This is a genomic window from Limnobacter sp., assembly GCF_036846585.1.
Taxonomy (GTDB): Bacteria; Pseudomonadota; Gammaproteobacteria; order Burkholderiales; family Burkholderiaceae_B; genus Limnobacter.
In genome coordinates, this window is record NZ_DAIUBR010000009.1 from 40,751 (window position 1) to 66,339 (window position 25,589).

Below are 25,589 nucleotides of genomic sequence, written 5' to 3' on the forward strand. Positions count from 1 at the left end.
GTCAATGCGCCGCAATTGCGGCAGACATAGGTCCAGGCGGTTCGCAAACTGGTGAACCCGCCTGGACCTATGTCTGCCGCAATTGCGGCGCATTGACTGGATTGCAAACCTGCCGCTTTCAAATGTTGTTCAAGCATGGGCAACAGCTGGGCTGACTGGCTTTTGTAATCGACAATTTCATAGTTGAACAGGGTTTGTGCGGCAGCCCCACCATCAAGGAACTCGGCCACTGCAGCCACCTTGGCCACTCCGGAACTGGTGCTGATCGCCAGAATAAAACGTGCTGCCATCAAGAAGCGTCCTTGACCATCAACACCACGGCCTGCGCCTCAATGGCTTCCTTGCGCCCCAGGTAGCCCAGGGTTTCGTTGGTTTTGGCCTTGATGTTCACTGCATCTGGCGGCAAGCCACACAAGGCGCTCAAGCTTTCATGCATGGCCGCCATGTGGGGTGCCAGCTTGGGGCTTTGGCAAATCAGTGTTGAATCCACATTGAGCAGGCTGAAACCTTTTTGTTTGGCTTTGCTGATCACGGTTTTTAATAGCATGCCACTGTCGGCACCTTCAAACTGCGGGTCTGTATCGGAGAAATGCGTGCCAATGTCGCCCATTGCGCAAGCACCCAAAATGGCATCTGTAATTGCATGCAACAAAGCGTCTGCATCGGAATGGCCCAGCAATCCAAATTCAGACGGAATGTGCACACCACCCAAAACAAGCTTTCGACCCGCAACCAAACGGTGCACATCATAGCCCTGCCCCACACGCAGGCGGCTGATCTCACTCATTGTGTGTTCTCCTGACTCAAGCCCAGCAACCTGGCCACAATGCGCAAATCGTCGGCCTGGGTAATTTTCATGTTCTCGATGTGCCCCGGCACAATCAGGGGGCCAATGCCCATGGTCTCGATGGCGCTGGCATCGTCAGTCAACTGAAGGCCTTTGTAAATACATTCCGAAATTGCCATGCTCAAGGCCTGAGCCCGAAACATTTGTGGTGTCTGGGCGGCCCACAAATGGACTCGCGGCACGGTGTGCTGGGCAATCACTTCGCCCTCCTCGGCCACTGTGGTTTTTTTCAGGGTATCTGCCACGGGCAAAGCCAGCAAACCACCGGCAACATGTTCACTGGCCTGGTCAATCAAAGCCTTCAGTGCCGCTGCATTCAGGCCGGGGCGCGCGGCGTCGTGCACCAACACCCAGTCGGTTTCATTCACCATGAAGTTCTCAAGCAACAGATTCAATGCGTTCAAAACCGTGTTCACACGTTCCGCACCGGCCACAGGCAAACACTTTATCTTGGGGTTGTCCGCGAACAAAGCCTGGGCCATTGAATCTTCCTGGGCCACCACCACAAATACTTTTTCAACACGCGGGTCGACCAAAAGCGCCTGCACACTGTGTTCCAGCACGGTTTTTCCGCCCAGCAAGGCGTACTGCTTGGGAGTGCTGCCCCCAAAACGGCGCCCGGCACCACCTGCGGGCACCAATCCAAAATACCTGGCAGCTTTTGCCATGAAAGTCTGTTCCTATGTCGGCACTTGCCGCCGTATAATACGGGCCTTGATTCATCGACCCAAAACCCGAACTTGAAGCCCACTGGAAAACCAGGATGGTTGCAGTATCCAAGCGGGCAAACCTTATGCTGTCACATTTTACTTCTTCTTTTCAGTTAACCGGCGGGCACAGGCTCAGCTTGGCACATCCGCCCGGCAGTGCCGATGCATTTTTGCTGGCCCAACTGTGCACACAGGCACAGCAGCAGGACAGGCTGTGCCTGATCACCTGCGCCAACCCGCACGACGCCACCCGCCTGCAAGAAGAAATCGCCCTGTTTGCCCCGGGCTTGAAGGTGCATTATCTGCCCGATTGGGAAACATTGCCCTACGACAGTTTGTCCGCCCACCAGGATCTGGTGTCCGAACGCCTGGCCACGCTGTACCAAACCCAGCAAGGTGATCTGGATGTGCTGATAACAGCGGCCAGTACTGCCATTCAAAAACTGGCCCCACCTTCATTTTTAGCGGGCAGCACGTTTTATTTTAAAACCGGCGACAAGCTGAATGAGAAAAAGCTGCGCGAGCAATTGACGATCGCAGGCTACAGCCATGTGTCACAAGTAATGACCCCGGGTGAGTACTGCATACGTGGCGGCATTATCGACTTGTTTGCCACGGGCACTGCGCTGCCTTTTCGCATTGACTTGTTTGACAATGAAATTGAATCGATCAAAACATTCGATGTAGACACCCAGCGCAGCCTGTACCCGGTGCGGGAAATGCGCCTGCTACCCGGCCGTGAATACCCGATGGATGAGCAAAGCCGCGCGCAGTTTCGCAGCAAGTGGCGGGAACGTTTTGAAGGCGACCCCTCCAAAGTATCCATTTACCGCGACATGGGCACCGGTGTGGCCAGCGCGGGCATTGAGTATTACCTGCCCCTGTTTTTCGAGAACACGGCCAGTTTGGTCGACTACCTGCCCGAAAAAGAACTGGTGTTCATTCAACACGGCGATGTGGATCAAGCCTTGCAAACTTTTGCAGCAGACACACAAAGCCGTTTTGATTTTTTGTCGAAAGACATTCAGCGGCCCATTCTTCGCCCTTCTGAAATTTATTTGAATGCCAATGAATTTTTCAGCAGCTTCGAGAATGCTGCGCGCGTGAATTTGTCCGCATCCAAAAATGCACTGGTACCCGAATACAGCGGCGCATTGCTGCCCGAACTGGCAGCAGACCGAAAGGCCGACGACCCAATATTCAAATTCCGCAACCTGGTGGAACGCACAGGTGCAGGCAGCTACAAACAAGTGATTATGGTTGCGCCCAGCGACGGCCGCCGCGAAACCCTGAACCAGTATTTTCTGGAACACAAACTAAAACCCCACCAAACTGAAACGATGCAAAGCGCACTGGAAAGTGGTGAACGCTTTGTGCTGTGCACAGCCGTGCTGGACCAAGGCTTTGGTGTGCACCGCGGGCTGGAAGCACAGGTTGCATTTGTAACAGAAACCGAACTGTTTTCATTGTCGCCACGCCGCCGTGGTGCACGCAGGCAGCAGGAAAGGCAAAGCAACGTTGAATCGATGATTCGCGATTTGTCGGAACTGAAGATCAGTGACCCCGTGGTGCACCAACAGCACGGCATTGGCCGCTACAAAGGGCTGATCAGCATGGACCTGGGTGAAGGCGCATCCGAATTCCTTCACCTCGAATACGCCAACGGATCCAACCTGTTTGTACCGGTGGCCCAACTGCATGTGATCGCGCGTTACAGCGGTTCCGACCCCGAGAGCGCACCAGTGCATGCACTGGGTTCAGGCCAGTGGGAAAAAGCCAAAAAGAAAGCTGCGAAAATGGTGCGCGACACCGCAGCTGAATTATTGAATTTGTACGCCCGCCGCGCGCTGCGCAAAGGCCATGAATTCAAGTTAAGCATTGGCGACTACGAAGCCTTTGTTGAAAAATTCGGTTTCGAGGAAACCGCAGACCAGGCCGCCGCCATTCGCGCCGTAATTGCCGACATGACTTCCCCCCGCCCCATGGACCGTTTGGTGTGTGGCGACGTGGGCTTTGGCAAAACCGAAGTGGCATTGCGTGCCGCATTCGTCAGCGTGATGGACGGCAAACAGGTGGTATTGCTGGCCCCCACCACGCTGTTGGCCGAGCAACACTTTCAAACCTTTTCGGATCGCTTTTCAGATTGGCCCGTGAAGGTGGTTGAGTTGTCTCGATTCAAGTCGCCCAAGGAAATTCGCGATGCGGTTGAACTGATCAACACGGGCAAAGCCGACATTATTATTGGAACGCACAAAGTGCTCAGTTCCGATGTGGAATTTTCACGCCTTGGCCTGGTGATTATTGATGAAGAACACCGCTTCGGTGTGCGCCAGAAAGAGGCGCTGAAAAATCTGCGCGCTGAAGTCGATGTACTTACCTTAACCGCCACCCCCATTCCGCGCACACTGGCCATGAGCATGGAAGGCATTCGCGATTTCTCGGTAATAGCCACTGCACCGCAACGCCGCTTGTCGATCAAAACTTTTGTACGCCGTGAAACCGACAGCGTGATTCGCGAAGCCGTGCTGCGTGAACTAAAGCGCGGCGGGCAGGTGTACTACCTTCACAACGAAGTGGACACCATTGAAAACCGGCGCGAGGCACTTGAAAAAATTCTGCCCGAGGCGCGCATTGGCATTGCCCACGGGCAAATGAATGAACGCGACCTTGAACGCGTGATGCGCGATTTTTACCAACAGCGATTCAACCTGTTGTTGTGCACCACCATCATTGAAACCGGTATTGATGTACCCACCGCCAACACCATTGTGATTCACCGCGCTGACAAATTCGGCCTGGCGCAACTGCACCAATTGCGTGGCCGCGTGGGCCGATCGCACCACCAAGCCTATGCCTACATGATGGTGAACAACGAAGATGGCCTGAGCAAAAACGCAGAGCGCCGCCTTGAAGCGATTACCATGATGGAAGACTTGGGTAGCGGGTTCTATTTGGCCATGCACGACCTTGAAATTCGCGGTGCAGGTGAAGTGTTGGGTGCCAACCAAAGTGGCAATGTGCACGAGGTGGGTTTCCAGATGTACACCGACATGTTGAACCACGCGGTGCGCAGTTTGCGGGCCGGCAAAGAACCCGATTTGACCGCGCCGCTGAACGCAACAGTTGAAATTAACCTGCACACGCCAGCCCTGTTGCCTGAAGACTATTGCCCGGATGTGCATGAACGCCTGACCCTGTACAAACGACTGGCCAGCACCGAAGAAATGGACTTTGTTTCTGAGGTTCAAGAAGAATTGATCGACCGTTTTGGAAAATTGCCAGAAGCCGCCACAGCGCTGTTGGAAACACACCGCCTGCGCATTTTGGCCAAACCCTTGGGTATTGCAAAAATTGACAGCTCAACCGACGCCACTGTGGTGCAGTTTGATGCACAGCCCAATGTGGACGCAGGAAAAATTATTCTGATGATTCAGAAAGAAAAAGACATGAAACTGGCAGGAGCTGAACGCTTGCGCATCACGCGCAGTTTTCCTAAAGTAAGCGACCGTGTACAGTTTCTCAAAGGCCTGATTAAACAATTGGTATAGGCAAATGAACAGGTACCGCATGCCCAACTGGTGTACCCCTTGGCTCATGGCGCTTGCCATGGGCATGTGTTCAGCAACCCACAACGCGTGGGCACAAGCTGAACAAGAAGAAGGCATACACGTTTACAAGTCATTGTTGCCCAAAGCCGAGGCTGGTGATGCAGAAGTTCAAACCACGCTGGGCTTGATGCGCCTGCGTGGCGACGCGGTGCCGCGCGACCTGAAGGTGGCAAGGGTTTGGCTGGGCAAGGCAGCGGTACAAGACCACACCCCGGCCCAATACTATTTGGGCCAGTTGTTAATGCTGGACGTGTTCGATGCAAACACCCGCGACCTTCATAAACAACTGGCAGAAGGCTTGGGCTGGCTTCGCAGGGCTTCACGGGAGCAACACCACCCCTCGCAACTTCTTTACGCTGAAACACTGCTGCAAAGCACGCTTGAACATCCGTATGGACACAGCAAAATTGAAGCGCAACAACACTTGAATGCTTGCGCAGAAACGCACCTTGCATGCGCAGAATACGCGCTTGAACGACTGGATCAAGGACAAACAGAAGCATATTGCGCCTTGAACGATTTGTGCGAACAAAAAAAACGCCTGCTGTACCAACTGGCCAATGCACAAAACACCACCGCGCTTTACCGCCTGAGCCACTTTGAAGGCGAAGACCGTATGTTCTGGCTGCGCAGGGCGGCACGCCTGGGCCACCCGCAAGCCAGCCATGAACTGGCCGACCTGGTGTTGAAAAATGAAGCCCCCCTGCAACCCGAAGACCCGGCCGTGCTGGCACTGTTGAATTCCGCCGCACAGCAAGGTGTTCTCGAGGCCATGCACCTGTTGGGCAGCCTGTTGCATGAAGGGACCCGATTTCCCGTCAACAAGCCCTTGGGGTTACAATGGCTAAACCTTGCGGCGGAACAAGGTCACGAACCATCCAGACAGCTCTTGGCACAACTTCGAGCGCCCGCCGGCGATATTCCTGCAAATGACAAGGTAGAATCCGCGCAACCCACGGAGAGCACACCATGAGCCAATTATTCTTTTCCTCCAGAACACTGACCACAGCACAAGTGCACACCGCACTGGATGCACTGAACCTGCCTGCGTTGGGCGTTGAAGTGGTTGACCAACAAGCCTGCATTGAAATTCCGGAAGCCTACACGCTGCCTAAAACAGCCATTACCGACACATTGCGACCATTAAGCCGCGCGCACCACTTTGACTTCGCAATTCTGGAAGCAGAATTTCAAGCCAGTGAATTCAAACTGCTGACCATGGACATGGACAGCACGCTGATTACCATTGAATGCATTGACGAAATTGCTGATTTTGCAGGCAAAAAAAAAGAGGTGTCGGCAATTACCGAAGCCGCCATGCGTGGCGAAATCAAAGACTTTTCTGAAAGCCTGAATCGCCGTGTTGCCTTGCTGAAGGGTGTTCCGGAAAGTTGCTTGAACGCTGTGTTTGAAGAGCGCCTGCGCTTGTCCCCCGGCGCAGAAGAACTGATTGCCTATGCCAAAGCCAACAAGTGGAAAACACTGCTGGTCAGCGGTGGCTTTACTTTTTTTACCGACAAAATGAAAGACGTGCTGGGGCTGGATTACGCCCGATCCAACACACTAGAAATTGTGGAAGGCCACTTAACAGGCCGCGTGCTGGGCACCATTGTGGATGCCGATGTAAAGCGCGACACCGTGCTTGAAACCTGCGAAATTCTGGGCTGCGACCCTTCACGCGCCATTGTGGTGGGCGATGGCTCGAACGACCTGAAAATGATGGAAATTGCAGGTGCCAGTGTGGCGTTTCATGCCAAACCAGTGGTGCAGGAAAAAACTGATTTCTGCATCAACCACGGTGGGCTAGACACGATTTGTAAATGGTTTGAAGCGACTATTGGCTGAAATTGAACTTTCTCAAAGCTGCATGCAACAAAGTCCAACAAGAATCAATGGACCCAGCGTTGCATGCCCTCCCCTCCTGAAAACTTCTCACCATTCAAAACAGCATTACAAAGCCACCGGCGCTGGCTGAAAGTATTAATTGCTTTCAGCGCGGCCATCAATTTGCTTGCGCTGGTGCCCAGCATTTACATGTTGCAGGTTTACGACCGCGTACTAAGCAGTCAAAGCCACACAACACTTCTGGCACTTACTGGCCTGGTGATTGGCCTGTATATACTCAGCGCCCTGCTGGACCATTATCGAACTGCAATGCTGACACGCATTGGCAACTCGATGGAACAACAACTGATTACCGACATACACAAGGCTGCATTTCAAAGGGCACTAAAAACTCAGGGAAAAGACAACACTGGCCAAGCAATTCGTGATTTTGCACTGATTCGACAATTCATGACCAGCCAGGGCGCCGTGGCTTTGTTCGACGTTCCTTGGGTGTTGTTCTACGTTTTGTTGTTGTTTGCCTTCCACCCTTGGTTCGGGGTAATGGCCCTTTGCTGCATCACTATTTCGATAAGCCTTAGCTTGTTGCACATTCGTAAAAATCAATTCAACGACGAACAATCCAGCACATGGGCCATTCGCAGCGCAAACACAATGAATTCAGTGCTTCGCAACACAAATTCCATTCAGGCCATGGGCATGCTGCCTGCCATTCAAAAGCAATGGCTGAAAATTCAAAATCAGCACACCCAACACCACACCGCATCGGCAGACGCCACGTCGGCTTGGGCCAATAGCAGCAAATACTTTCGCATGTTTGTACAAAGCGCTGCGTTGGGTTTGGGTGCCTATTTGGCGCTTGAACAAAGCCTGACCGGTGGAATGATGATTGCCGCTTCCATTCTGATGGGCAAAGCACTTGCACCGGTCGACACACTGGCTTCTGCATGCAAGGCACTTTCAGGTGCACGCCAGGCACATGGCCGCTTGAAATTGTTGCTGGAAAACAGCCAGCTTCACAACAACGCGCACAGCCTGCCCACACCCCAACCATTGATCGAATTCAACAATGTGTATGCAGCAGTCCCGCTATCGGGCCAATGGGTGCTTAAAAACATTCACTTAAAAATTCCCGCAGGCAGTGTGGTTGGCGTAATAGGCCCCAGCGGATCGGGTAAAACCAGCTTTCTGCACACCACTGCGGCCATACTTGCCGTGGCCCAAGGCCGCCTTGATGTAGGTGGAGCCGACATTGCGCAATACAAGCGCGATGAATTGGGCGAATGGACAGGTTACCTTGCACAAAGCGTAGAGCTGTTTGAAGGCACTGTGGCACAAAACATTGGCCGCTTTAACTGCGACAACGACCAGCAGGTTATTGAAGCTGCCATGGCCGCCGGAGTGCATGAACTTATCTTGAAACTACCCAAGGGATACGACACCGCGTTGGGCGAACAAGGTGAAGGGCTATCGGGCGGCATGAAGCAACGCATCGGCTTGGCACGCGCACTGTATAACAAACCACGCCTGTTGCTGCTGGATGAACCCAATTCCAACCTGGACGACGCAGGGGAAACCGCCTTAATGAATGCCCTGCTTGCACACTGGCAGCAAGGCAACACGGCCATTGTGGTCACCCACAAAAAATCCATATTGCGCGCCTGTAACAAACTGCTGGTGCTGAAAGACGGTGAAGTGGCCTTGTATGGCAACACCCCCGAAGTACTGGCTCACCTGCAAAAACAGCAGCAGCCCCAAGCCCCACAGGTGCAACATGCTTGAAGAAAGCAACATTACAAATGCCTCCCGCAAGGGCCTGATTGCACTGCTTCTGGGGTTTGTCGGATTCATGCTTTGGGCCAGCCTGGTCGCCATGGACAGGGGCGTGGTGGTTAGCGGCACCCTGACATTCCAGGGCGAGCGGAAAACCATTGTTCATCCACATGGCGGGGTGATTGAGAAAATTTGGGTAAATGAAGGGCAACTGGTAGAAAAAGGCCAAACCCTGATCAGCCTGAACACCACAGACAGCCAGGCACAATTGAACGCGCTGGAAGTTCAGCGCCAAGCACTTTTAGCGAAAATGAACCGGCTTCGAATTGAATCCCGAAGCGCAAAGAATATAAAAGTAGCCCTTGTAAATTCTGCCCCGGCGGAAGTGAACATACCATCCAGCTTTCAAACGCTGCAACAGGAGGCAGAAACACAACTGTTTGAAACACGCCAGCGCGCACTGCAAAATCAAATCAACACATTGGGTGTTGAAATTAGCACTGCACACAACAGCCTGCTGGCCCTGCAAACCACACAAAGCAGCAAACAACGCCAACTGGAAAGCTTGAACCAACAACAAAGCGGACTTTCAGACATGGTAGCCAAGGGGTACATGCCCGCCAACCGGCTTGTGGAGATTCAAGGGCAAATCACCAGTTTGCAAGTAACGCTGGCGCAAGATCAAATTCAAATCAGCCAACTGCGTGGGCAAACAAGCCAGGCACGCCTGAAAATGCAACAGCTGCACAATCAGCAGCAGGCTGAAAGCCAAACACTACTGAATGACGTTCAAACTGAACTGGCAAACCTGGACGAGCAATTGCATCGAATTGAATTTATTCGCCATCACACCAATATTCAAAGCCCCGTGGCAGGTCAGGTTCTAGGATTGCAATTGTTCACACAGGGCAGTGCCATGCCAGCCAATACCGCAGTAATGGACATTGCACCCAGCCAGGGGCAACTTGAAATTAGCGCGCAACTGGAACCCGGGCTGGTTGACCAACTCAAAGCCGGGCAATTGGTCACCGTGCGTTTCAGTGCATTAAAAACCGCGCAAACACTGGAAGTTCAGGGCAGCCTTCACAATATTGGCGCAGACCAATTAAGCGACCCATCAACGGGCATAGCACACATACCTGTGAAGGTGCGCTTCACTGAAAAAGCCTTGGGGCAAATTGCAATACACCGCATACAGGCCGGTGTTCCGGCTGAACTGTTGATTGTTACAGGCGAACAAACGCTGATGCAATACCTGTTCAAGCCCATTACCGACAGGCTGTTCACCGCGATGACGGAGCACTAAAACCGTGACCGTGACAAGCAACAACAAAAAACTGGCCTTGCTGGCCTGCCTGTGGTGTGCGGCAGCCTTTCCAGCCCATGCCCAATCAATAGAACAACTGCTTGAACAGGCCATTGAAAGTTCTGGGGAAGTGGCAAAAGCACGGGCTGGTCGAAACATAGCCGACGCAGAGCTTTCCATTAGCGAATCGGCCTGGTTGCCGCAAGTTAACGCAAGGCTATACAACGGGGTGGCAAACACCCAGCAATCCAACCCCTTGCTGAACGAGAACACCACCCGGGATACCATTCAGAACAACAGCATCTCCCTTCAACAGAGTATTTACAACAGGCCGGCATGGCTTCAAATTGAGCAATCGCGATTGGCCCAAAGCGAGGCGCACAGCCGCGAACTGGAAGCCACACAAAACCTGATTCAAAAGTGGGTTGAAAAATTGATGGAATGCAAACAAAGCGAACTGGTTACAACGCTGGCGGGCCAAAAACTGCGCAGCACGGCTTTGTTGCATGAACAAACACAATACGGAATGGGCAGGGGTGAAACCAGCCCTTTGGAATTAAGCGCCGCCTTTTCAGAACTTGAGCTGCGGCAAGCAGAATTGGATGAAGCGCAGGAGACACTTGAACGCCACCTGTGGGAACTTTCCCAACTAAGTGGCCAACCAGTAAGCAGTTTGTGGCTTAAAAAGCTAGAATTCAAAGCCCCCGAAAGCACCGTGGTTCAAAATGAACTGGAACAGGCAATTTTAAGCAACAACCTGAACCTTAAAATTCAAAACACTTATATTCAAAACGCTGAATTGAATATTGAAAAAACCCAAGGCGAACACCACCCCACAGTAATGCTGGTGGCACAAAACACCCAAAGCAAATCTGAAACAGTGAGCACATTGGGTAACCAGGTTAAGCAAAATGTTCTTGCCATTCAAGTAGACATTCCACTGTTCAGTGGTTTTGGCACGCAAGCGCAAGTTGAAAAAGCCGCCGCCGCCCTAACTCAACAGCGCGCCGAGCTAGACAGTGTTCAAACCGACGTGTTGAAAGAAGCTTTTGCTGCCCAAAAGCAACTGATGATTTCTTCGAACTTTGCCAGGGCCTATGCCAAAGCAATTTCAGCCGCCGAGCAGCAAGAAAAGGCCATTGAAACCGGCATTGGCCACCAATTGAATTCCATCATTGACCTAGCCAATATTCAGGCCAAACAAACAGAACTAAAGCTGAAAAAGCTGGAACGCGAATTAAAAGCCAACCAAGCGTATTTCTCACTGCTGGAATTGACAGGTGAATTGGGTGTGGAGCGAGTTGTAGATCAGATTACACAAGGCCCAAACTAGCTACGTTGACGCGTGAAAACATTATTTCTACTTCAACCCATGTCCCTCAAAACTAAACTATAGCTGCGATCAAACCCAAGCACCCTCAGGAAACACACCATGCCTTTCATCAACGAATACATTCCAGAAGCCGACAAGCCACGCTACGAAGCGATTGAAAAAGCGGTCATTAAACGGACAGGCAGCGTGGGACATAGCCGCGCCAGAAGCTGGACGATTGACCGGGAACGGGACATATTCCTGACCTGGATCAAAGGGGGGGATATTGAACGAGCTCGCTACGATGCTTACATTTTTCACAATGCCGGGCGAACGTTTTACATTGAAACTTGGCAGCTGAGTACAGTAGGCGGCGACCGGGTGGGGCAACCGCGCACCACAACATTGCGAATCGACCTGTTCAGTGAAATGGATGAAACCGGACACTTCTTCAAACACGACATTCAATCGGACAACGGTGAAACCCTGGCCTTGCTCAGGGAGGCATTCACAGCGGAACGAGGGTCGGGGGTACTCAATACAGAAAAGTGTGAATTCATCAGCATTCTTGAACTGGGCAAAGGAGTGTAAAACATGACCGCACTGACCTTACAAGCCGCATATCAAGAACTGAGCAACAACTTTGCTTTTTATTCCAACCCGGCCAACCGAAAGGCCCTGTAATACTTGAGTGTGTGCAGATACCCATCGCGAGTGAAAGTATTAACCCAACCACTTTTACACCATTTGCTTAATCCATTATTCTAGGCTTACGATTTCTACTACAGCCCGAGACACTCCAAACCAAGCCATAGCTGCTATGAAGCATGCCAAAAAAACAGGACACCAATCATCCCCTTCATCAACGACTGCATTCCCGGAGAATGCTGATGAAAAATGTTTGAAGAACATCTTAAAGTGATGAGTTACACCCTTCTCCGGCACCTGGCCACGACATAGATATTCGACAAATAACACCAGACAAACTTGAAAGGAAAACACATGACCTTTGTAAATGAAATACCAACCGCAGAAGACATAGAAAAATACGAACTACCTTACAAACTTGATCTTGAAAAACCGATTGAACATCGACGGATGTGGACCGTGGATCGAGAAAGAGACTTTTTCTTGACAGGGGGTGGTCTAACAGGCAACCCGGCTTTCGAAGATCCTAAAACACTCAAGGTATATTTCTCCCTCTATTTATCAGGCTCGAAGTTCAGAATCATTATGGAACCAAAACGCACACCCGGTGATTTCAAAGCGGATCCATTTTTTATCCACTGGCCTGCTTTGCTGGAAATCTGGGCTATTCGCCCACAGGAAAACAGAATGGTTGATGTCACAAAAATGGTAACAGAGCAACCAGACGCCTCACACCCAATGCTGAACAATTACTCATTCAATAAATTTGTTGCCATATTCAAAGAGGCTGTGACTGTATTTAAAGCAGCTGAATATAACAAGCACATCAAATCTCCCATTACTGTTACCTTTGGCTTCTGAATCAGGACCACATTCTCATGGCACTTACAGCTCAACAAGCCAACGCGATGTTGGCCGATATCACCACTAAAGAACAACTGCGTGACCTGATCAACCAGATCTCCATAGAGGCAAGCGGTAAAACTACCATTTTGTATAGCGGCGTTACTGCAGATGGCATAAGCAACTCTCAAATCATCAAAGGCATGTTACTCAACGGTGAAGACATTCGCGTCATCGATAAAACAGAAGCCGCCAAGTTTCTGGATTTATTTGACAGAGATGCACCAAGTTACAACAGCGCCCTGGCACTTAAACTCGCCGAACTCGAAATTGTCGGCGAGCCCATGGACATTGTCGGAACTGATGGCAAGGGCTCCCCTGCCAACCAGTTTCTGTTCGGAGAAAAAACCGCTGACGGCACACGTATTCCGAACGGTGCCTGGGACAATGTTTCTAGTCGCTTCGTAGCAGCCACAGAGGGCGAAGTTCGTACACTAACCGGCGCAGCCGAAGCAGATCGTATCTTTTCGCAAACTGAAATTCCTGCGGCGCTAGAAAACGCAAAAATCACAAGCATCGATGGTATTCCCCGCGCAGACCTTGCGGAAAAAGGTGCAGCCGATGCGTTTAAGGCCATTAGCGCGCAGTCTGATGTGTATTCAACAGAAATCAAGGTGTTGTTAAACACTGACGGCACCGTGTACAAAGGTATCGATGGCCAACCCCTTATCGACACTCGTGGTTACTTCGATGCCACCGGGCTAGAAGGTAGGCCACCCGCCATCCCTTTGAGCAACACGGGAAATCTTGGTCAGTTCATGCAAGATCGATTTGCTCAACACGAAGCTGGTGCACAAATACTGCAGGATATAAAAAGTAAGTACGTTGCCTTGGCGAACACTCCCGATTTACCAAATGTGGATAACTGGGCACTACGTGCTGGTGCCTTGAACACGCTGAATAAACTCGGAATTGCTGGCGATCTGCTTGCATTGGGTTTTGCGGCTACGCAAGCCAACGCTGCGTATGCTGCTGGCGACACTCAAGCGGGCAACCAAATAATTCAAGATTGGGCAACCGATTTCGCAGGCGGTTTCGCAGGCGGTTTCGCAGGCGGTATTTTGGCCGCAAAATTAGCAAGCGCCGCTCTTACGCCACTTTACTTAACTGGACCTGCGGGGGCAATTATTGCGGCTGGTTTGTCTTTAATAGCAGGCTTGGTGGGGTCAATTGCAGGCGCTCACTACATTGGAGAACTACTTGGCGATGCTGCAGACTTCTTCCGCCAGGAATGGCTTGATCAATTAAACCGAGTGGATCATATCTATGAAAACCCAGCCTCGCCGATTGTTCTTGATCTTGATGGAGACGGCGTTGAAACACTGAATATTGGCAACAAGCCAATCTACTTTGATCACAACAACGATGGTTTTAAAGAACGAACCGGTTGGGCTGGTGCGGATGATGGTATTTTGGTTAGCGACCTGAACAACAACAATCAGATTGACCATGGCGGCGAACTGTTTGGCAATAACACCCTTGATGCAGGGCAATCTGCGGAAAACGGTTTCGAAGCGCTGCGTGCGCTTGATTCGAACAATGATCGGCAATTCACAAATGCAGACACTGCATGGAACACCGTGAAGGTGTGGAAAGACAGCAATTCAAATGCCAAGCTGGACGCAGGCGAATTACTAACCCTTGAACAGGCGAAAGTGGCTGCCATTAGCCTGGATTATTCAATCGCATGGTATGACACTGAATCTGACCTGCAAAACAACCAGCACCGCCAACAATCCACTTACACCGACTCAACAGGCAATGTGCGGGAGTCGCACGATGTGTGGTTCGCCACAAACAAGCGAGATACAGTGTATGGAACTGAAGTTGAAATTGGCGCGGATATTAAAACACTCTTCAATTTGCCGGGTACTGGCAAGCTTACAGATTTGCACACAGCCATGGCGCTGGACACCAGCGGTTCATTACAAGCCGTGGTTACCGACCTTCAAAGCAAGCTACAAGGTGAATACTCAATTTCGAATTTGTTCAACGACACACACAATCTTTTCCTGAAATGGGCGGGGGTTGACAATATTTCTCCTGTTATGGAACGACACCGCACTGATGCACGCGAAGTTCTGGCCTTGGAAAAATTGTTGAATAAACCCTTGGCTGAAATACTGAAGAATGGACTAGACCCTTACGGCAATCTCGTATTGGCTACTGGCCCAATTTCACACGCCGTTAAGATGGCACAAGGCCAATTTACAGCAGAAATTTTGAAGCAAACGGTATTTCAACCGATTTTTGGGGCGATCGGCATAGCCTTCGATCCGCAAACTCAAACTGTGAAACTTGACACCACCCAAGCCACTTTGAAATTAAAGCAATTGGTTTTGAATAAGCCATTGTTGGATCAAATTACCACGCTTTCGTTTTTCAAATTGGCAGCCAGTTTTAGCGGAGAGGAAACCACATCCCAACTATTAGGTTCCTTTGAACTTCAATTAGACAGCGACCCTGTTTTGCAGAAAATCTGGAAATTTTCTAATGCGGTGGACTTCCGGTTCTTGGGTACTGAAGATGATTTAATCGGTCCATTAAATTCATCTGGTGTAGCAAATCAGCCTGCCCTACTTTCTGGATTAGCGGGTGAAGACACGTTAATCGGCTTTGAATCTCACGATGTAATTGATGGGGGCACAGGCAATGACCACATCAACGGCGACCTCGGTAACGACTTGTTGATTGGCAGCAAAGGAAATGATGAAATTCACACTGGTTACGGCACAGACACAATCGTTTACAGCAAGGGCGACGGTCGAGACACTATTACTGTGTTCAAAGACGACACCGCCAATATTGATACTTTAAAATTTACAGATATTTCGTCATCTGAAGTTCAGCTACGTCGAGTTGAAAACGATTTGTTAGTTAATTTTACATTCGCATCGAATGATTTTGTTTTAGTTAAAAACCATTTTGAATCTTACAACGGCATTGACCAGTCCCTTGGAACAATTGAATTTGCGGATGGCCTAGCCTGGAATGCCACAACCATTAAGAGCAAGGTGATTGCATCCACTACGGGTAACGACATATTAACTGGCTACACAACTGCTGACACATTGCGTGGCGGCAATGGCAACGATACCTTGTATGGCCGAAGTGGTAACGACATACTTTATGGCGATGCAGGAAATGATTTTCTTTACGGTGAAGCTGGTGCTGACAGGCTTTATGGTAGTAACGGTAATGACCTGTTGAACGGCGGCGACGGAAATGACTCCGTTTTCGGCCAGGCGGGCAACGACACACTTGAAGGCGATTTCGGAAACGACCTACTGGACGGAGGCCTTGGCGACGACCTTCTTTACGGAGGAGCAGGCAGCGACACTTACCAATACCGCAAAGGCGATGGCCGCGACACCATTATTGCTGATCAATATGAAGGCAATCACGTTGAAACTCTAAAATTGCTAAATGCTACGGCTTCTGAAGTCAATTTCTTTAAAGAAAATTCAGATTTATTAATTGTCATCAATTCTCACCCGCACGACCCCATTCGAATTAAGCAGCATTTTAATTTTCATGGTGCGGGGCATCATGTTTTAGACCGCATTCAATTCTCAGATGGCACTATTTGGTCATCAAGTGTATTCAATCCCAAAGCGATTTCTTATGCAGGAGTGATCAGCACAATTAACGGAACCAGTGGTAACGACGTGCTAGAGGGCAGCAAAGGAGATGACTTGTTCATAGGTGATGCGGGCAACGACACTTACATTTACCGCAAAGGCCACGGTAGAGACACCATAGATACCTATGCTGCGGATGGCATTTACGGAACTCAAACAGAGATATTGAAATTTGCCGACATATCGTCGACTGACGTTATTTTGAGTAGAAATGACAATGATCTGCTTATAAAAATCAAAAGCAGTGCAAACGACGAAGTTCGCATTTTGAATCATTTTGATACTTCCAATAACAATTTGACAGCAATTGATTCACTTGTTTTTTCAAACAATGTAACGTGGAATTTCTCAACAATTCAAAGCAAAGTGCTAGCAGGCACCATCGGAGATGACAACATTACCGGATACCAGACCAATAACGTATTAAGGGGTAATGACGGTGATGACACCATTTTTGGAGAGGATGGAGACGATTCAATTTATGGAGACAACGGCAACGACGATTTATTTGGAGACGGGGCCTCAGACAAACTGTTCGGGGGAAACGGCCAAGACAGACTGTACGGTGGCGAAGGCAACGATCACTTGAAAGGCGAATCAGGAAACGATGAACTTGATGGCGAAAATGGCGATGACATTCTTGAGGGTAATCATGGGGATGATTTTTTGTCAGGCGGAGCTGGCAACAACACCTATATTTTCAGTGTAGGTGACGGCCACGACACCATTAACAGTAATCTTTATTCCCATGACAACACACCATTCACGAACACAATCAAATTCAACAATATTTTGCCGACCGATGTGTTGGTGAGCCGTGAAAACGATGATTTGATTGTTGACTTTAAGTTCAGCAGTGGTGATCAAATCCGTGTTGAACAACATTTTCTGAGTTCTGATTACGGCGACAAAGGCATCGATCAAATTATGTTTTCTGATGGTTCGATCTGGACTCAGTCAAACATTGCTGCCCTGGTTTTAATTGGCACTGAGAGCTCTGATTTTTTATATGGAGACAGTGCTGCAAATACACTTTCCGGTGGTGGCAGTAACGATGTCATACTCGGCGAAAATGGAAATGACACCATCAACGGCGGCACAGGAAACGACGAAACTCAGGGTGGCCAAGGAAGTGATACCTTCGTTTATAAATCAGGTGATGGCAAAGATACCGTTCATGTTTCCGATGGAAGCGGAATGAATTTTGTCGAAACATTGCGCCTGGTAGATGTAAAAAGTAGTGACATTAAACTGGGTCGTTATTACGACGACTTGTACATTCAACACCTGGGTTCCAACACAGACCATGTGAAAATTGCCAATCACTTTAGCGGTACAGGTAACACCGCAGATTCTTTAGACAAAATTATTTTTGCTGATGCAGTAACATGGGGCAACACCAAAATTAATACGACAGCGGTCGATTTAATGGAAAATCCTGACTACGCTTAAAGTCTCATAAAAAATGCGGCATTTGAACCAAAAGTCCAGATGCCGCAAATTTTTTAATAAGCGAATTTAAATTCTGTTTTACATCCGCTCAAAAATCGCCGCAATACCCTGACCACCACCAATACACATGGTCACCAATGCATAACGCCCCTGAACGCGCTGCAATTCATACAAAGCCTTCACGGTAATAATTGCACCTGTGGCACCAATGGGGTGGCCGATTGAAATACCTGAACCATTGGGGTTGACCTTGGCGGGATCCATGCCCAATTCTTTGGTCACAGCACAAGCCTGTGCAGCAAACGCTTCGTTGGCTTCAATCACGTCCATGTCTTCAATTTTCAAGCCGGCTTTTGCCAAGGCTTTCTTGGTGGCAGACACTGGGCCAATGCCCATGATGGTAGGCTCAACACCCGTGTTGGCATAAGCCACCAGGCGCGCCATGGGTTTCATGCCAGCCTTTTCAGCTGCGCCACGTTCCATCAACAGCACAGCGCCTGCACCATCGTTCAAACCCGATGCATTGCCAGCCGTTACGGTGCCGTCTTTCTGAAACACGGTTTTCAGTTTGCCCATGCCTTCTACGGTTACATCACCACGAACGTGTTCGTCAGTGTCAAACATCACCACGCCTTTGCGGGTTTTCACTTCAATCGGCAGAATCTGCTCTTTGAAATAGCCTTTGGCAATGGCGTTGGCTGCACGCTTGTGGCTTTCAACAGCCAGGTTGTCTTGGTCTTCGCGACTTACATTGAATTCTTTGGCCACGTTTTCGGCGGTCACGCCCATGTGGATTACATGGAATGGGTCGTGCAATGCACCCACCATCATGTCGATGCCTTTCATGTCGCCCATGCGTGCGCCCCAGCGGGCGGCGGGCAAAATGTAAGGGGCTTTGCTCATGCTTTCGGCACCGCCACCAATGGCCACATCGGTGTCGCCCAGCATAATGCTTTGCGCGGCGGTAACAATTGCTTGCAGGCCAGAACCACACAAGCGGTTCAGCGTAAGGGCTGGCGTGGATTTGTCCAGGCCGCCTTCAATGGCTGCTACGCGAGACAAGTACATGTCGCGTGGCTCGGAATTCACCACATGGCCGAACACCACATGGCCCACTTGGTCGGCGCTTATACCTGCGCGTGCAACCACTTCTTTCACAACCATGGCGCCCAACTGCGTTGGGGAAAAGTCTTTCAAACTTCCACCAAAGTCACCTACTGCGGTACGTACACCGGCTACAACCACAACTTCACGTGTCATTGCTCTATCTCCATTTTTTATTAAACGATTTGGCCCCACAGGTCGTGCTCGTCGCAATCATCAATCAGCACATTGATAAAATCTCCCGGCTTAGGCTTCTGAGCTGGGTTTTCAGGCATGGGTATGAACACATTGCCGTCAATTTCCGGGGCATCGGCTTTGCTGCGCGCCACAATGCCCTCTTCGTCGGTTTCGTCGACCAACACTTGCATCACTTTGCCCAACTTCGCTTCGTTGCGGCTTAGTGAAATTTTTTCCTGCAGCGCCATAAGGCGCGCGCGGCGCTCTTCTTTCACTTCTTCCGGCACAGGGTTGTCCAGTTCATTGGCCACCGCACCGTCGACTGGTGAATAGGCAAACACACCTACACGGTCAAGTTGCGCCTCTTCGATGAAGTCGAGCAGGTGCTTGAATTCATCTTCGGTTTCACCGGGGAAACCGGTGATGAAGGTACTGCGCAAGGTGATGTCGGGGCAGGTATCGCGCCATGCACGAATGCGTTCAATGTTGCGCTCGCCGCTGGCGGGGCGCTTCATGCGCTTCAACACATCGGGGTGTGAATGCTGAAAAGGAATATCCAGGTAAGGCAAAATTTTGCCTTCGGCCATCAGCGGCACCACGCGGTCTACATGGGGGTATGGGTACACATAGTGCATGCGCACCCAAATACCCAACTCGCCCAATTCTTCAGCCAGTTGCTGAAACTGGGTTTTTACAGGGCGGCCATTGACAAAGTCGGTGCGGTATTTCAAGTCGACGCCATACGCGGAGGTGTCTTGGCTTACCACCAGCAATTCTTTCACGCCCGATTTTTTCAGACTTTCTGCTTCACGTATTACTTCGCCAATTGGGCGCGACACCAAATCGCCACGCATGCTCGGAATAATGCAAAAAGTGCAACGGTGGTTACAGCCTTCCGATATTTTCAAATAGGCGTAGTGCTTGGGTGTCAATTTAACGCCATGGTCGGGCACCAAATCAATGAATGGGTCGTGCGGTTTTGGCAGGTGAATGTGCACCGCCTGCATCACTTCTTCGGTGGCATGCGGGCCAGTTACAGCCAGCACTTTGGGGTGCAAACTAGTAATCAGTTCCTTGCCTTCGTTGCCGTTCTTGGCACCCAGGCAACCCGTTACGATCACCTTTCCGTTGGCATGCATGGCTTCGCCAATCGCGTCCAGGCTTTCTTGCACGGCACTGTCGATGAAACCACAGGTGTTTACAACAATAAGGTCCGCCCCCTCATAGGAAGCGGACACGTTGTACCCCTCTACCTTCAATTGGGTCAGAATTCGCTCGGAATCCACAAGGGCCTTTGGGCAACCCAAAGAAACAAAGCCCACACTCGGTGGGCGCTTGGCAGAAAAGGTGTCGTCTTGCATATTCAGGTGTTACTTTTTCGTAGGGTCCGGTTTGTCTTTACCCGCACTTGGCATACCGGGCATGCCAGGCATGCCGGGAAATTCGCCCGGGTTTGGAAACTTGAAGTTTGTGAACATGCTGCGGGTCTGGTTTTGAAACTGGTCCTGCATTTGCACAAACATGTTTTTGCTTTGTTCGATGTAGTTGCTCATCATGCTTTGAATGACGGGCGTTTGCACACTCATGAACTGTGACCACAATTCAGGGTTGGCGAACTGACTGCCATCGCCCACGTTTTTGCCTTGATCTTGAAAGCTGTTCTGGATGTCCATGAACGCTTGCAAATTCTTTTCCAGAAACGTGCCCATGATGCCTTGCATGGCATTGCCGTAAAAACGAATGATCTGCGAAAGCATGGGAGAAGTGAAAATGGGCACGCCCACGGTTTCCTCTTCCAGAATGATCTGAAGCAAAATGCTGCGGGTCAAATCTTCAGCACTTTTCGCATCCACCACCTGGAAGCCTTCGTTTTCCAACACCAATTGCTTCACATCGCCCAAGGTGATGTAACTGCTGGTTTGGGTATCGTACAAACGGCGGTTCGGGTATTTCTTGATCAGTCGTATTGCGTCAGCCATGCCTCTCATCTCTTTTTTGTGGTGTTATACGCCGCCGCACCTGCGTGGGTGAACGGTCTGGTTGCAGGTGCACTGCCATTACAAACAATCTTGCACAAACAAGCACTTACAAAAAACAAAGCACTGCACGCTTTTCAACGTGCAGTGCAACATCATACCGTCTTTTTGGCGCTTGGTCGCCGAAAATGTACCAAGCATTAGCCCATGTGAAGGCCACCGTTAAGCGAGAAGTCGGCACCGGTCGAGAAACCAGAGTCTTCCGACGCCAGCCAGGCGCAAATTGAAGCGATTTCCTCAGGCGTACCCAAACGCTTCACTGGAATGGTATTCACAATTTTTTCCAGCACATCAGGGCGAATGGCGCGAACCATGTCTGTGCCAATGTAACCGGGGGAAACCGTGTTCACCGTCACGCCCTTGGCAGCCACTTCCTGCGCCAGTGCCATGGTGAAGCCACGCAAACCGGCCTTGGCTGTGGAGTAGTTGGTTTGGCCAAACTGACCCTTCTGGCCATTTACCGATGAAATGTTGATGATGCGGCCAAAGCCCTGCTCGATCATGCCACCGATCACCTGCTTGGTGACGTTGAACAAAGAGTTCAGGTTGGTGTCGATCACAGCAGACCAATCGTCGCGGCTCATTTTGACAAACGTGCCATCGCGGGTAATGCCCGCATTGTTCACCAGAATGGACACGGTGCCATGCTCGGCACGTACCTTCTCGAACGCAGTAACCGTGCTGTCCCAATCGGCCACGTTGCCTTCACTGGCGTACACCTCGTAGCCTGCACTGCGCATTTCACCCAGCCACTTTTCCTTGCGCGGTGAATTGGGGCCACAACCCGCGATCACGCGGTAGCCAGACTCGCACAGCTTCTTGCAAATGGCTGTACCAATGCCGCCCATACCACCGGTCACGTACGCTACTTTTGGTTCACTCATGATTGACATCCTTCCTCTCTTTTAAAATTATCGCGACACAGCCAAAGCCACACCCATGCCACCACCAATACACAACGAGGCCAAACCTTTCCTGGCATCGCGCTTGTTCATTTCATGGATCAAACTTACCAGCACGCGGCAACCTGATGCACCAATGGGGTGGCCCAAAGCAATTGCACCACCGTTCACATTGATTTTGGAAGTATCCCAACCCATTTCCTTGTTCACTGCACAGGCTTGCGCGGCGAAGGCCTCGTTGATTTCCATCAAATCCAGATCAGCGGGCTTCCAACCGGCTTTCTCCAAACACTTTGTGGACGCTGGCACAGGGCCCATGCCCATGATGGTGGGGTCCAGACCAGCACTGGCGTATGCTTGAATTGTGGCCAACACGGGCAAGCCCAATTCTTTGGCCTTGGCGGCACTCATCAGCATCACGGCAGCGGCGCCATCGTTCAAACCCGAAGCATTGGCTGCAGTCACGCTGCCATCTTTCTTGAATGCGGGCTTCAACGCGGTCATGTTGTCCAGCGTGGCGCCCAGGCGGGGGAATTCGTCGGTATCAAACACCACAGGGTCGCCCTTGCGCTGTGGAATGCTCAACGGAAAAATCTCGTCTTTAAACCGGCCGGCCTTGATTGCGGCCTCGGCCTTGTTCTGGCTTTTCACTGCAAATTCATCTTGCTCAGCACGGTTGATACCGTACTTTTCAGCCACATTTTCAGCAGTAATGCCCATGTGGTACTGGTTGTACACGTCCCACAGGCCATCGACGATCATGCTGTCCACCAGCTTGGCATCGCCCATGCGGAAACCATCTCGGCTGCCCATCATCACGTGGGGTGCAGCGCTCATGTTTTCCTGACCACCTGCGATCACAATTTCAGCATCGCCACACGCAATGGCCTGCGCGCCCAGCATCACAGCCTTCAAACCGGAACCGCACACCTTGTTGATCGTCAGTGCCGGTACGGTATTGGGCAAGCCCGCCTTGATGACAGACTGGCGCGCCGGGTTCTGGCCTGAACCTGCAGTCAACACCTGCCCCAAAATTACTTCAGAAATCTGTTCACCCTTCACGCCCGTTTTTTCCAGCAAGCCCTTGATTACATGGGCACCCAGTTCAGGGGCGGAAATTTTGGCAAGCGATCCACCAAACTTACCCAGTGCGGTACGACCCGCAGCAACAATTACCACTTCAGTCATGTCAACTCTCCTTTTCAGTTTTCATACAACGCGCTGTTTCACATATCGTCCAGGCGCAGGCTCAATCGGTTTGTATTTGGCATTGCCCGGTTTCGCTGGGGCTTTTACCTCGCCACCTTTCATGGGTTCGAGCCATTGCGCCCAGTCGCTCCACCAACTGCCCGGTACTTCCTTGGCTTTTTTAAACCATTGTTCAGGTGTGTCGGGAATTTCACCTTCACACACCCAATAGTTTCGTTTGTTCTTGCTGGCCGGGTTGATCACACCGGCAATGTGCCCACTGGCACCCAGCAAAAAGCGCACGTCGCCGCTGACCAGGTGGCTGGTTTGAAAGGCACTGGTCCACGGAACAATGTGGTCTTCACGGGTGGCCAATATGTAAACCGGCACATCGATCAAACCCAGGTCTACCGGCGTGCCACATACCACCGCTTTGCCGGGCTGGCACACCTTGTTTTCAAGGTAGGCGTTGCGCAAATACCAAGCGAACATGGGGCCTGCAAGGTTGGTGCTGTCGCTGTTCCAGTACAACAAGTCGAATACGGGTGGCTTCTCGCCTTTCAGGTAATTGTTCACCACGTAGTTCCAGATCAGGTCGTTGGGGCGTAGTGATGAAAAAGCACTGGACAAATCTTTGCCGAGCATCACACCGCCCTTGCCAAGGCTTTCCTCGCGGGCTTTTACCTGTTCTTCATCCACAAATACGCCCAGCGCACCCGTGTCGGTGAAATCAAGCAGGGTGGTCAAAAACGTCACACTGTTCACGCTGTCGTCGCCACGGTTGACCAAGGTTGACAGTGCAGTGGCCAGCAGCGTGCCACCCACGCAGAAACCCAGCACATTGAGTTTGGGTTGTTTGGAAATGGCTTTGGTGACCTCAATGGCCTTGATCACGCCCTCTTCAACGTAACCATCCCAACAGAAATGACCTTCTGCATCAGTCGGGTTTTTCCACGAAACCAGGAACAGGGTGTGCCCTTGGCTGACCACATAATTCACCAGCGAATTGTCTGGCTGCAAATCGAGAATGTAGTACTTGTTGATGCAAGGCGGCACAAACAGCATGGGCTGCTTGCCGACTTTTTCTGTAGTGGGTTTGTATTGCAGCAGTTGAAAATACTCGCATTCATACACCACATGCCCGGGGGTGGTGGCCACATTCACGCCCACCTCAAAAGCGCTTTCATCCGTTTGGGAAATGCGGCCCTTCTGCATGTCGGTCATCAGGTTTTGAATCGCCTGCGTCAGGCTTTCACCTTTGGTTTCAAGCAACTTCTTTTGCGCTTCGGGATTGGTTACGAAAAAATTCGCCGGGCTTAGTGCATCAACCAGCTGTTCCACAGCGTATTCCACCTTGCGCTTTTCAGGACTGTCGTCGGGCACCAGATCAACAACCCGCTTGGTGAAACGCGCATTCAGTGAATACATGGCGGCGGTGAACTCATATACACCGTGATCGTGCCAATCGGGGGCAGCAAAACGCTTGTCGCCCTGAATCCAGGCGTCAAGCGATACAGGTAGGGTGGGCTTTCCTTCCGTGTTGGGCAGATGGGCAAAAGCTGAGGCAAAAAGGGCCGACAATTCTGCCGCGTATTCGGTTTGAATTTGACCCAGGGAATGCACCGGGATTTGACCAAGCGTGGCTTGGCAAGCCCCCATGACAGAATTCATGAAAGGCTGAATGGCCCCCATGGTTGCGTTTTGAATTGGCGCGATTGATTGCAACGCGGGCAATTGACTGAATTGGCCAAACGCGCCCAAAGCTTGCTGAAACTGCGATTGCATTTGCTGTTGCATTTGTTCTGCGACAGGCAAAATCTGTCCAAAGACTTCGTTGAAGTCTGGAATTTGTTTGTTCACCTTCCTCTCCTTTGAGGGCGCTCTTGCCGGGTTCACTTGAACACAACTTCGCACACCGTGGCTCACCGGCCTTTCTTATATTGTGCACCGCAACATTTTAACTTGTCAAATAATTTTACCTCTCTGGCCCTGACAGTTTTCAGAAGGGTCAAAAATCATGCAACATCTCCAGTGTATTCGCTTCACACCAGAGTTAGCAAAGATGTACATTGTTCCGATTGGCTGGATGTATGTGGTCACGTTGATGGCGGCCACCGAAACAAATTTCGTGGCTGGC

General features: G+C 50.8%; 17 protein-coding genes and 1 pseudogene. 9 read left to right on the top strand and 9 right to left on the bottom strand.

Going from position 1 to position 25,589, the window contains the following annotated elements; translation table 11 throughout:
- The 3 genes and pseudogenes from V7028_RS06175 to ispD form a co-directional block, all read right to left on the bottom strand.
- A pseudogene (locus V7028_RS06175) lies at positions 1–290 on the bottom strand (hypothetical protein); the annotation flags it as partial.
- Positions 290–787, bottom strand: a complete 498-nt coding sequence (gene ispF / locus V7028_RS06180) for a 2-C-methyl-D-erythritol 2,4-cyclodiphosphate synthase (RefSeq protein WP_334119216.1) — start codon at positions 785–787, stop codon at positions 290–292. The pseudogene V7028_RS06175 and the gene ispF, both read right to left, overlap by 1 nt.
- Positions 784–1,515: a 2-C-methyl-D-erythritol 4-phosphate cytidylyltransferase gene (ispD, locus tag V7028_RS06185; protein WP_334119217.1), complete on the bottom strand. Its 732-nt coding sequence runs from the start codon at positions 1,513–1,515 to the stop codon at positions 784–786. The genes ispF and ispD overlap by 4 nt, the downstream gene beginning before the upstream one ends.
- Positions 1,516–1,640: 125 nt before the next feature.
- Between ispD and mfd the strand changes: the two genes are divergently transcribed.
- The 9 genes from mfd (at position 1,641) to V7028_RS06230 (ending at position 18,045) form a co-directional block, all read left to right on the top strand.
- Entirely contained in the window at positions 1,641–5,105 is a 3,465-nt protein-coding gene (gene mfd, locus V7028_RS06190; protein ID WP_334119218.1) for a transcription-repair coupling factor, read from the top strand.
- Positions 5,106–5,109: 4 nt separating this feature from the next.
- Positions 5,110–6,138: a tetratricopeptide repeat protein gene (locus V7028_RS06195; protein ID WP_334119219.1), complete on the top strand. Its 1,029-nt coding sequence runs from the start codon at positions 5,110–5,112 to the stop codon at positions 6,136–6,138.
- A complete protein-coding gene (gene serB / locus V7028_RS06200; protein ID WP_334119220.1) occupies positions 6,135–7,010 on the top strand; it encodes a phosphoserine phosphatase SerB in 876 nt (291 codons plus the stop codon). Before V7028_RS06195 ends, serB begins: the two co-directional genes overlap by 4 nt.
- Before the next feature lie 63 nt (positions 7,011–7,073).
- Positions 7,074–8,792, top strand: coding sequence for a type I secretion system permease/ATPase (locus tag V7028_RS06205; protein WP_334119221.1), 1,719 nt, complete (start codon positions 7,074–7,076; stop codon positions 8,790–8,792).
- Complete coding sequence (locus tag V7028_RS06210) at positions 8,785–10,089, top strand: HlyD family type I secretion periplasmic adaptor subunit (protein ID WP_334119222.1); 1,305 nt, start codon at positions 8,785–8,787, stop codon at positions 10,087–10,089. The genes V7028_RS06205 and V7028_RS06210 overlap by 8 nt, the downstream gene beginning before the upstream one ends.
- Positions 10,090–10,093: 4 nt before the next feature.
- A complete protein-coding gene (locus V7028_RS06215) occupies positions 10,094–11,422 on the top strand; it encodes a TolC family protein (RefSeq protein ID WP_334119223.1) in 1,329 nt (442 codons plus the stop codon).
- Positions 11,423–11,521: 99 nt separating this feature from the next.
- Positions 11,522–11,992 (top strand): hypothetical protein, encoded by a 471-nt coding sequence (locus V7028_RS06220; RefSeq protein ID WP_334119224.1) that lies wholly within the window; start codon positions 11,522–11,524, stop codon positions 11,990–11,992.
- A gap of 411 nt (positions 11,993–12,403) precedes the next feature.
- The gene (locus V7028_RS06225; RefSeq protein ID WP_334119225.1) at positions 12,404–12,910 is read left to right on the top strand and encodes a hypothetical protein; all 507 of its coding nucleotides are present in this window, start codon (positions 12,404–12,406) and stop codon (positions 12,908–12,910) included.
- Positions 12,911–12,927: 17 nt separating this feature from the next.
- The gene (locus V7028_RS06230; protein ID WP_334119226.1) at positions 12,928–18,045 is read left to right on the top strand and encodes a calcium-binding protein; all 5,118 of its coding nucleotides are present in this window, start codon (positions 12,928–12,930) and stop codon (positions 18,043–18,045) included.
- Positions 18,046–18,123: 78 nt separating this feature from the next.
- Here V7028_RS06230 and V7028_RS06235 read toward each other — a convergent pair whose 3' ends face one another.
- From V7028_RS06235 to V7028_RS06260, 6 genes are all read right to left on the bottom strand, one after another.
- Complete coding sequence (locus V7028_RS06235) at positions 18,124–19,305, bottom strand: acetyl-CoA C-acyltransferase family protein (RefSeq protein WP_334119227.1); 1,182 nt, start codon at positions 19,303–19,305, stop codon at positions 18,124–18,126.
- A 20-nt stretch (positions 19,306–19,325) separates the two neighbouring features.
- Positions 19,326–20,687, bottom strand: coding sequence for a 30S ribosomal protein S12 methylthiotransferase RimO (gene rimO, locus V7028_RS06240; protein WP_334119228.1), 1,362 nt, complete (start codon positions 20,685–20,687; stop codon positions 19,326–19,328).
- 9 nt (positions 20,688–20,696) lie between these two features.
- Entirely contained in the window at positions 20,697–21,305 is a 609-nt protein-coding gene (gene phaR / locus V7028_RS06245) for a polyhydroxyalkanoate synthesis repressor PhaR (protein WP_334119229.1), read from the bottom strand.
- A 197-nt stretch (positions 21,306–21,502) separates the two neighbouring features.
- A complete protein-coding gene (gene phbB / locus V7028_RS06250; RefSeq protein WP_334119230.1) occupies positions 21,503–22,246 on the bottom strand; it encodes an acetoacetyl-CoA reductase in 744 nt (247 codons plus the stop codon).
- Positions 22,247–22,273: 27 nt separating this feature from the next.
- Positions 22,274–23,452, bottom strand: coding sequence for an acetyl-CoA C-acetyltransferase (locus tag V7028_RS06255; protein ID WP_334119231.1), 1,179 nt, complete (start codon positions 23,450–23,452; stop codon positions 22,274–22,276).
- 21 nt (positions 23,453–23,473) lie between these two features.
- Positions 23,474–25,312 carry a PHA/PHB synthase family protein gene (locus V7028_RS06260; RefSeq protein WP_334119232.1) on the bottom strand — a complete coding sequence of 613 codons (1,839 nt, stop codon included), beginning with the start codon at positions 25,310–25,312 and terminating at the stop codon, positions 23,474–23,476.
- Between the last annotated feature and the right edge of the window lie 277 nt (positions 25,313–25,589).

Excerpts from the sequence above, each read along its gene's own strand:
- ispF (WP_334119216.1), bottom strand. The coding sequence starts at position 787 with ATGAGTGAGATCAGCCGCCTGCGTGTGGGGCAGGGCTATGATGTGCAC.
- ispD (WP_334119217.1), bottom strand. The coding sequence starts at position 1,515 with ATGGCAAAAGCTGCCAGGTATTTTGGATTGGTGCCCGCAGGTGGTGCC.
- mfd (WP_334119218.1), top strand. The coding sequence starts at position 1,641 with ATGCTGTCACATTTTACTTCTTCTTTTCAGTTAACCGGCGGGCACAGG.
- V7028_RS06195 (WP_334119219.1), top strand. The coding sequence starts at position 5,110 with ATGAACAGGTACCGCATGCCCAACTGGTGTACCCCTTGGCTCATGGCG.
- serB (WP_334119220.1), top strand. The coding sequence starts at position 6,135 with ATGAGCCAATTATTCTTTTCCTCCAGAACACTGACCACAGCACAAGTG.
- V7028_RS06205 (WP_334119221.1), top strand. The coding sequence starts at position 7,074 with ATGCCCTCCCCTCCTGAAAACTTCTCACCATTCAAAACAGCATTACAA.
- V7028_RS06210 (WP_334119222.1), top strand. The coding sequence starts at position 8,785 with ATGCTTGAAGAAAGCAACATTACAAATGCCTCCCGCAAGGGCCTGATT.
- V7028_RS06220 (WP_334119224.1), top strand. The coding sequence starts at position 11,522 with ATGCCTTTCATCAACGAATACATTCCAGAAGCCGACAAGCCACGCTAC.
- V7028_RS06225 (WP_334119225.1), top strand. The coding sequence starts at position 12,404 with ATGACCTTTGTAAATGAAATACCAACCGCAGAAGACATAGAAAAATAC.
- V7028_RS06230 (WP_334119226.1), top strand. The coding sequence starts at position 12,928 with ATGGCACTTACAGCTCAACAAGCCAACGCGATGTTGGCCGATATCACC.
- V7028_RS06235 (WP_334119227.1), bottom strand. The coding sequence starts at position 19,305 with ATGACACGTGAAGTTGTGGTTGTAGCCGGTGTACGTACCGCAGTAGGT.
- rimO (WP_334119228.1), bottom strand. The coding sequence starts at position 20,687 with ATGCAAGACGACACCTTTTCTGCCAAGCGCCCACCGAGTGTGGGCTTT.
- phaR (WP_334119229.1), bottom strand. The coding sequence starts at position 21,305 with ATGGCTGACGCAATACGACTGATCAAGAAATACCCGAACCGCCGTTTG.
- phbB (WP_334119230.1), bottom strand. The coding sequence starts at position 22,246 with ATGAGTGAACCAAAAGTAGCGTACGTGACCGGTGGTATGGGCGGCATT.
- V7028_RS06255 (WP_334119231.1), bottom strand. The coding sequence starts at position 23,452 with ATGACTGAAGTGGTAATTGTTGCTGCGGGTCGTACCGCACTGGGTAAG.